Below are 6,423 nucleotides of genomic sequence, written 5' to 3'. Positions count from 1 at the left end.
CGTACGGCTTGTCCCTATAACCTTGGCAGGTTATAGCAATGAGAATACAGTGCTGTTTGTTGTGACAGACACTACCTGAACTTTACTTCCTCCAGATTCTGAGACGCTGTCGACAAAGACAACGCCTCGTACAAGTCATGCCTGATGACCATAGCAAGTCGGTCCCACCCCTTCCCATCCCGAACAGGACCGTGAAACGACTTTGCGCCGATGATAGTGCTGCAACCAGTGTGAAAGTAGGTTATCGTCAGGCTAGTTATAAAGCGAAGCCCACCAGTTGAAACTGGTGGGCTTTTTGCTTTTGGGCGTCCGACTTCTTGTGCTTCTATTTCGTCGCGTCAGAGCAGGAAAGGGCGCGTATCGCTGCCCATCAATACTTCCGTATCGCCCATCTCGTCCTTCAGGCCAACGCCCGTCAGTTGCCGCTTACGCGCCTCGGTCAGCAGGTAATGCAGCTTGTGCGCCGCATCCTCATGGCCGAGCCCGGCCGGCCTGACGTTCGAGATGCAATTGCGCCGTTCGTCGGTCAGGCCGACGCGCGGCGCCCAGGTGATGTACAGGCCCATGCTGTCCGGTGAGCTCAGTCCCGGGCGCTCGCCGATCATGACCACGACGATGTTCGCGCCCAGCAGGTCGCCGATCTCGTCGCCCACCGCTACGCGTCCCTGCTGCACGATCGCCAAGGGCGCCAGGGCCCATGTCTCCGTCTCCAGCTTCCCACGCAGCGCCCGCAGCAGCGGGGCGGCATTCTGCATGACAGCCAGGGCGGACAGGCCGTCCGCGACGACAATGGACAGGTCGCATGGGCCTTCATTTGCGCCGCCGAGCCGGGCCGCGATGAGCGAGCGCGACGGCGCGTCCAGCCTGCGCCCGAGATCGGGCCGCTGGAGGTAGACGTTGCGGCTCTCCGCTACGCTGTGCAGCAACAGGGGCGAAGGCAGTCCCGGCCATGCGGCATCGAGCGCTAGCATCAAATCGGCAGTATCAAGGGCTTGGTGCACGGCGTCGCGCGCACGGGCATGGGCCAGCTGGAAATCGAGCTGGGCGCGCGTAGGCTGACTGACCCCGGTATGCCCGAGTGCGATGCGGGCGGCCGTCAAGCGGCGCAAAGCCCGCCAGGGGTCGAGACTCGCATCGTCGCCGTCGACAACGTCGCTCATGTCGCCTCCTCAGGAAAGCCGCAGCAGCGCACGCTGGAACGGCGCCGGTATCGCGCGGCCCGGCGCCAGCCGCGCGTCATCCGAAAAAATCCCCATATCGCGCAGCCAGGCCGCGAACTCGGGCGCCGGCCGCAGGCCCAGCACACGGCGCGCATACAAGGCGTCGTGGAACGAGGTCGTCTGGTAGTTCAGCATGATGTCGTCGGCACCGGGAACGCCCATCACAAAGCTGCAGCCGGCCGCGCCGAGCATGGTCAGCAGCACGTCCATGTCGTCCTGGTCGGCTTCGGCGTGATTCGTGTAGCACACGTCCACGCCCATCGGCAGGCCGAGCAGCTTGGCGCAGAAATGGTCTTCCAGCCCGGCGCGGATGATCTGCTTGCCGTCATACAGGTATTCCGGCCCCATGAAGCCGACCACGGAATTGACCAGCAGCGGCTGGAAGGCGCGCGCCACCGCATAAGCGCGCGCCTCGCAGGTCTGCTGGTCGAGTCCGTGGTGGGCATTGGCCGACAAGGCGCTGCCCTGGCCGGTTTCGAAGTACATCAGGTTCTCGCCCAGCGTGCCGCGTTTCAGCGAGAGGGCGGCCACGCGCGCTTCGGCCAGCAGGGCGAGGTCGATGCCGAAGCTGGCGTTCGCCGCCTGGGTGCCGGCGATCGACTGGAACACGAGGTCGACCGGCGCGCCGCGTTCGATCGCGGCCAGCGTATTCGTCACATGGGTCAGCACGCAGGACTGGGTCGGGATCGCGTAGCGGTCGATGATCTCGTCGAGCATGCGCACCAGTTTGACCACCTGCGGCACGTTGTCGGTGGCGGGGTTGATGCCGATGACGGCGTCGCCGCTGCCGTACATCAGGCCATCGAACAGGCTGGCGGCGATGCCGGACGCATCGTCGGTCGGGTGGTTCGGCTGCAGGCGCGTCGACAGCGTGCCCGGCAAGCCGATGGTACTCCGGAAGCGCGTGACGACGCGGCATTTGCGGGCAACCAGTACCAGGTCCTGGATGCGCATGATCTTCGCCACCGCGGCCGCCATCTCGGGTGTGATGCCGGCCGCGACCCGCGCCAGCAGCGCCGCGTCGGCCGCGTCGCCGAGCAGCCAGTCCCTGAAGCCGCCGACGGTCAGGTGGCGGATCGGTGCAAAGGCCGCGGCATCGTGGCTGTCGACGATCAGGCGCGTGACCTCGTCCGTTTCATAAGGCACCACGGCCTCGTTCAGGAAGGTGGTCAACGGCAGGTCGGCCAGCGCCATCTGCGCCGCGACGCGTTCTTCGGCGCTGCCGGCAGACACGCCGGCCAGGTGGTCGCCCGAGCGCGTGGGCGAGGCCTTGGCCAGCAGCTCGCGCAGGTCGGCGAAGGTATAAGTCCGGCTGCCTGCCACATGGGTTATCTGGCTCATGGTTAGCTCCTTCCAGGGGAAGTCGGCGTCAATCCTGATCGTGCCACACTTTGACGCCTCACCGACGAATAGTTGGGTGCAGCCCGACAGCCAGCCCGGAGGCGTTCGCTCGCCAGCAACACCAAGGGCACGGCCCAGGGAACCGGCAGCCTGGCACGCCCCATGCATCATGAATAACGAGCGCTCACACAAGGCTCACTTCGTCATATCCATTCATTCAAGGAGCACTCCCATGAAAACTTTGGTCATCAAGGACCTGGCTTCCACCCAGGTAGCGATCCGCGAGGAGGGCGGCACCGTCCGTTCGCTCTCGCACGACGAAATGCAGCTGGTAGCAGGCGGGCGCGCCATCGCCGTGCTGGTCGACGGCCGGCCCGGCGGCGTGGTCGACGACTTCCAGCTCGAGCTGGCCATCTTCAAGGGCGACATCGGCGTCAAGGTGGTATAGATGGCGCCCCATGGCAGGTCCGTTTCCGCCTGCCATGGGGATTGCGGTCAGTTGACCGGATAGGTCGACAGCTGTGTGGCCAGCACGAAGTGGGTCCAGGTGTTCAGGTGCGCGCGCACCGCAGGGCACCCGCTCCCTGCGAAGTTGGTCGTCAGGCATGCGGTCATTGCCGGGGCGATCTCGCTATTAATGGTCGCTACGCCGAGGAAAGTCCCGCTTTTGGCAATGAGCGTTTCGAACACGTGCAGGATCGGCGAGGACATCCCCTGTTGCGGCAGCGTGGGATACATCAGGCCCTTGCGCGTAAACACCAGACCATTCGGACGGAACTGCGGACCGGGGAACACCTGGTTATTGTTCACGATCGTCGTCGTCAACTGCGGGTCGAAGCTCCAGAATTGCAGTTGGGGCAGCAGTGGCACGACGACGCGGGCTTCGAACAGTTGCGACTGCATCTGGACGTCCGCCGGCGACGCGGCATTCGTTCCCCACAACATCTGGGCGAACCGGCCCGTGCTGTCCTCGGCCTGGCAGTGATTTCCCGTCCGTCGCAGCTGGTATCCTGCAGGCAAGACGGCGGTGGCGCCGCTCGGCGTATGGCGCCATACATCGAACCGCAGGCTGTTGAGCTCGTCCGGGGACATGCGTGACAGCTGCGACAAGTGCGCGAGCCGGGGCGCGTCGTCGGCGCCCATGGCGAGTTCGGCGAAACGCTGGGTACCGAGGTGCAGCAGGTTCAGGTCGCCGCAGCGGATGGTCCGGCCCTGGTTCGCGACCGCGGCGATTTGCTCGAGTTCCGTCGACGAATAATAGGCACGCGACGTCAGAATCGGCATCGATACGGACGCGGTGGAGTTCAGCAGGGAACCGATCCAGTTCGATGGCCAACCCCAGCTGGCCGGTGCCGCGCCTGCCTTCAGGCCCCCGGCCACAATGCCGATGACGTCGCCGTTCCGGTCGATGATCGGCCCGCCGGACATGCCCGGCTGCAGCGCGTCGCTGAAACGCAGGATGCGGCGGGACTTGTCGATAGGACTGTTCAGGTCGTCCAGTTCCCTGACCAGCTGCGACGTGAGTACCTTGTTCAACTGGTCATCCCCGGAACTGAACGCAACCTTCACATCGCCCGGGCTGAGTTGCCCATTCTGGTACCCCAGCCCGACATAGGCGGCGTTCCGGTCGAAGGGCGGCGGCGCCAGCTTCAGGGCCGGGACGACCGGACTATTATTGACTTTCAACAGCGCCAGGTCGCCTGAAGGAAAGACCCGTGCCAGTGTCGCGTTATAAATCCGGGGCTGGCCGGCGGGCACGCCGTTGTAATGCACCTTGATTGTCTTGCAGCCGCCGACGACATGGTGCGCCGTGATGATATTGCCGGGCGCATCGAGCACGAAGCCGCTACCCGAGCGCTCACGATGCGCGGGACAGTCGCCCGTCTCGATATAAACGACAGCGCGCAGGGAGGCCCGGCGGACGCTGTCGGAAGGGGCGTCCTGCGCTGCGGCCAGGAGCGGCACGGCTGCAGCCAGAACCAGTGTCTTCACGAGCAGCTTCATGTCATACCCCGCACAGGTAGGTTGAGGCAAGGCGATAGGCCGCCAGCTGTTCGGCGGGCGTCGGCATGCGATCGATGCGTTTCTGGATGCCTGCCGTTGCAGGATGGGCCGATAGCACCGTCGCATAATCGCCCGCGGCGCCCTGGCCGGCATTCAAGGCGTCGAGGTTGCGGCACAGTGGGCTTCCTTCCTCGAAGCTATACAAGGCGCCGGTAACGGCAGCGCGCTCGATTGTCTTGACCTTGTCCGGCACTATTCCGAAGTGCAACAGTTTGATCCATTCGAGCCGCTCCGCATTGTCCTCGATGCGTAGTTTCGTCAGCGTCGCGAGGTGCTCGTCGACGGAGACGCCAAGCGTGTTGTGCGTGCGCATCCAGATCGACAGCGGCGTGGCCAGCAAGGCGGCAAGCGCAAATGCCGTCAGCCGACGTAGTCCCGCCGGCGTCAGCCCGCCGAGTTTGTCCCCAATCCCGAACAAGCCGCCCAGCAGGGCCACGATCCCCGCGATGACGCCGGCGACCACCGGGGTCGCGGACAAGCCGATCAGCAAACCGAGCAGCATGCCGAGCGCGCCGCCACCGAGGAGATCGAGGCCGCTGGAACCGGCTGTCCGAGGCAGCACCCTGTCGTCTACGTCCATTCGTACCCCCGATGAGGATTGTAGAAAGTATCGTAACGCAAAATTGTTTATTCACCAACGGATGATTGGCCTGCGACTGGATGGGCGGATTAGCGGACAGGCGCGCCCCGCATGCGTTGCCGAAAGGTGACACGGGAGCGCATCCAATGTAAGGCCTGTTTGACGTTAACGTCAGCCTTGCTTTATGATTTACTAACAGAAATTCACAATGTGGTATGCGTGATTCGTCTTCGACCCGGTTCATCCGTTTTCACCTCAAGACACGCCACCTGGTATTGCTGGTCGAGCTCGGGCGCCACGCTTCCATCGTGCACGCCGCCGAAGCCGCGGGGCTGACCCAGCCCGGCGCGTCCAAGCTGATCGGCGAACTCGAGCATGCCCTTGGCGTGGCCTTGTTCGAGCGCCTGCCGCGCGGGGTGGTGCCGACCTGGTACGGCGAAGTGCTGATCCGGCGCGCCGGCGCCGCGCTGGCCGAGATGGATGCGGCGCACCAGGAAATCATGGAAGGCGTGGCCGGCATTGGCGGGCGCGTCTCGGTCGGCAGCGTGCTGACCCCGGCGACGTCGCTGCTGCCGCAGGCGATCAAGCTGCTCAAGGAGCGCAGCCCGCGCACCCAGGTCGCAGTCGCGGTCGATACCAGCCGCACCATGGTCGAGCAACTGCGCGGGGGCGAACTCGACATCGTCATCGGCCGCATCTCCGATCCATCCGCCGCCGCCGAACTCGATTTCGAGCCGCTCGCCGACGAGCCGCAAAGCCTGATCGTTCGTGCCGGCCATCCCTGGCTGGCACGCGCCGACCTCGCCCTCGACGACCTCGCCGGCGCCGCCTGGATCATGCCTGCGGGCGGCCGCGTGCGCGACCAGTTGATGGCCCTGTTCATCGCCAGGGGCCTGGAGCGTCCGTTCGACATCATCGAAACCGTGGCGCTGCCGCTGGTGCCGCGCTTGCTGGCCGACAGCGACCGCATCGTCGCCCTGGCGCGCGAGCTGGTCCAGCCCGCGCTCGACGCCGGCACGCTGGCCGTGCTGCCCTTCGACATCGGGCTGCGCACCGACGTCTACGGCATCGTCACGCGCAAGCGCCATCACCTGTCGCCCTCGGCCGACGCGATGCTCGCGGCCCTGCGCGAAGCGGCCGGCCTGGCGCCGCCGCCGGTACGCGTGCGATGAATACGGATTTGGAATATCTCCGGCGAATTTGGTTATTGGAAAGCGG

6 protein-coding genes and 1 rRNA gene are annotated in these 6,423 nt (G+C 65.1%); 3 read left to right on the top strand and 4 right to left on the bottom strand.

Annotated elements, in window-relative coordinates; all coding sequences use genetic code 11:
* Positions 1–140: 140 nt before the first annotated feature.
* Positions 141–253, top strand: a 5S ribosomal RNA gene (gene rrf / locus IFT60_RS01670).
* 85 nt (positions 254–338) lie between these two features.
* Here rrf and eutC read toward each other — a convergent pair.
* Entirely contained in the window at positions 339–1,160 is an 822-nt protein-coding gene (eutC, locus tag IFT60_RS01665; RefSeq protein WP_192048768.1) for an ethanolamine ammonia-lyase subunit EutC, read from the bottom strand.
* A 9-nt stretch (positions 1,161–1,169) separates the two neighbouring features.
* Complete coding sequence (locus tag IFT60_RS01660; protein WP_192048766.1) at positions 1,170–2,561, bottom strand: ethanolamine ammonia-lyase subunit EutB; 1,392 nt, start codon at positions 2,559–2,561, stop codon at positions 1,170–1,172.
* A 232-nt stretch (positions 2,562–2,793) separates the two neighbouring features.
* On the opposite strand from IFT60_RS01660, the gene IFT60_RS01655 reads away from it, so the two are divergent.
* A complete protein-coding gene (locus tag IFT60_RS01655) occupies positions 2,794–3,009 on the top strand; it encodes a hypothetical protein (RefSeq protein WP_192048764.1) in 216 nt (71 codons plus the stop codon).
* 47 nt (positions 3,010–3,056) lie between these two features.
* Here the strand turns inward: IFT60_RS01655 and IFT60_RS01650 are convergent, their stop codons facing one another.
* Together IFT60_RS01650 and IFT60_RS01645 are read right to left on the bottom strand one after the other, a co-directional pair.
* The gene (locus IFT60_RS01650; protein WP_192048762.1) at positions 3,057–4,565 is read right to left on the bottom strand and encodes a S1 family peptidase; all 1,509 of its coding nucleotides are present in this window, start codon (positions 4,563–4,565) and stop codon (positions 3,057–3,059) included.
* Between the two features lies 1 nt (position 4,566).
* Complete coding sequence (locus tag IFT60_RS01645) at positions 4,567–5,205, bottom strand: hypothetical protein (RefSeq protein WP_192048761.1); 639 nt, start codon at positions 5,203–5,205, stop codon at positions 4,567–4,569.
* A 215-nt stretch (positions 5,206–5,420) separates the two neighbouring features.
* On the opposite strand from IFT60_RS01645, the gene IFT60_RS01640 reads away from it, so the two are divergent.
* Positions 5,421–6,377, top strand: coding sequence for a LysR substrate-binding domain-containing protein (locus IFT60_RS01640; RefSeq protein ID WP_192048759.1), 957 nt, complete (start codon positions 5,421–5,423; stop codon positions 6,375–6,377).
* The last annotated feature ends 46 nt before the right edge of the window (positions 6,378–6,423 follow it).

Source organism: Massilia sp. CFBP 13721, assembly GCF_014842025.1.
Classification (GTDB): domain Bacteria; phylum Pseudomonadota; class Gammaproteobacteria; order Burkholderiales; family Burkholderiaceae_D; genus Telluria.
The sequence above is the reverse complement of the archived record's forward strand: the minus strand, read 5'-3'. Positions and strand labels throughout refer to the sequence as shown.

Excerpts from the sequence above, each read along its gene's own strand:
- IFT60_RS01655 (WP_192048764.1), top strand. The coding sequence starts at position 2,794 with ATGAAAACTTTGGTCATCAAGGACCTGGCTTCCACCCAGGTAGCGATC.
- eutC (WP_192048768.1), bottom strand. The coding sequence starts at position 1,160 with ATGAGCGACGTTGTCGACGGCGACGATGCGAGTCTCGACCCCTGGCGG.
- IFT60_RS01645 (WP_192048761.1), bottom strand. The coding sequence starts at position 5,205 with ATGGACGTAGACGACAGGGTGCTGCCTCGGACAGCCGGTTCCAGCGGC.
- IFT60_RS01660 (WP_192048766.1), bottom strand. The coding sequence starts at position 2,561 with ATGAGCCAGATAACCCATGTGGCAGGCAGCCGGACTTATACCTTCGCC.
- IFT60_RS01650 (WP_192048762.1), bottom strand. The coding sequence starts at position 4,565 with ATGAAGCTGCTCGTGAAGACACTGGTTCTGGCTGCAGCCGTGCCGCTC.
- IFT60_RS01640 (WP_192048759.1), top strand. The coding sequence starts at position 5,421 with ATGCGTGATTCGTCTTCGACCCGGTTCATCCGTTTTCACCTCAAGACA.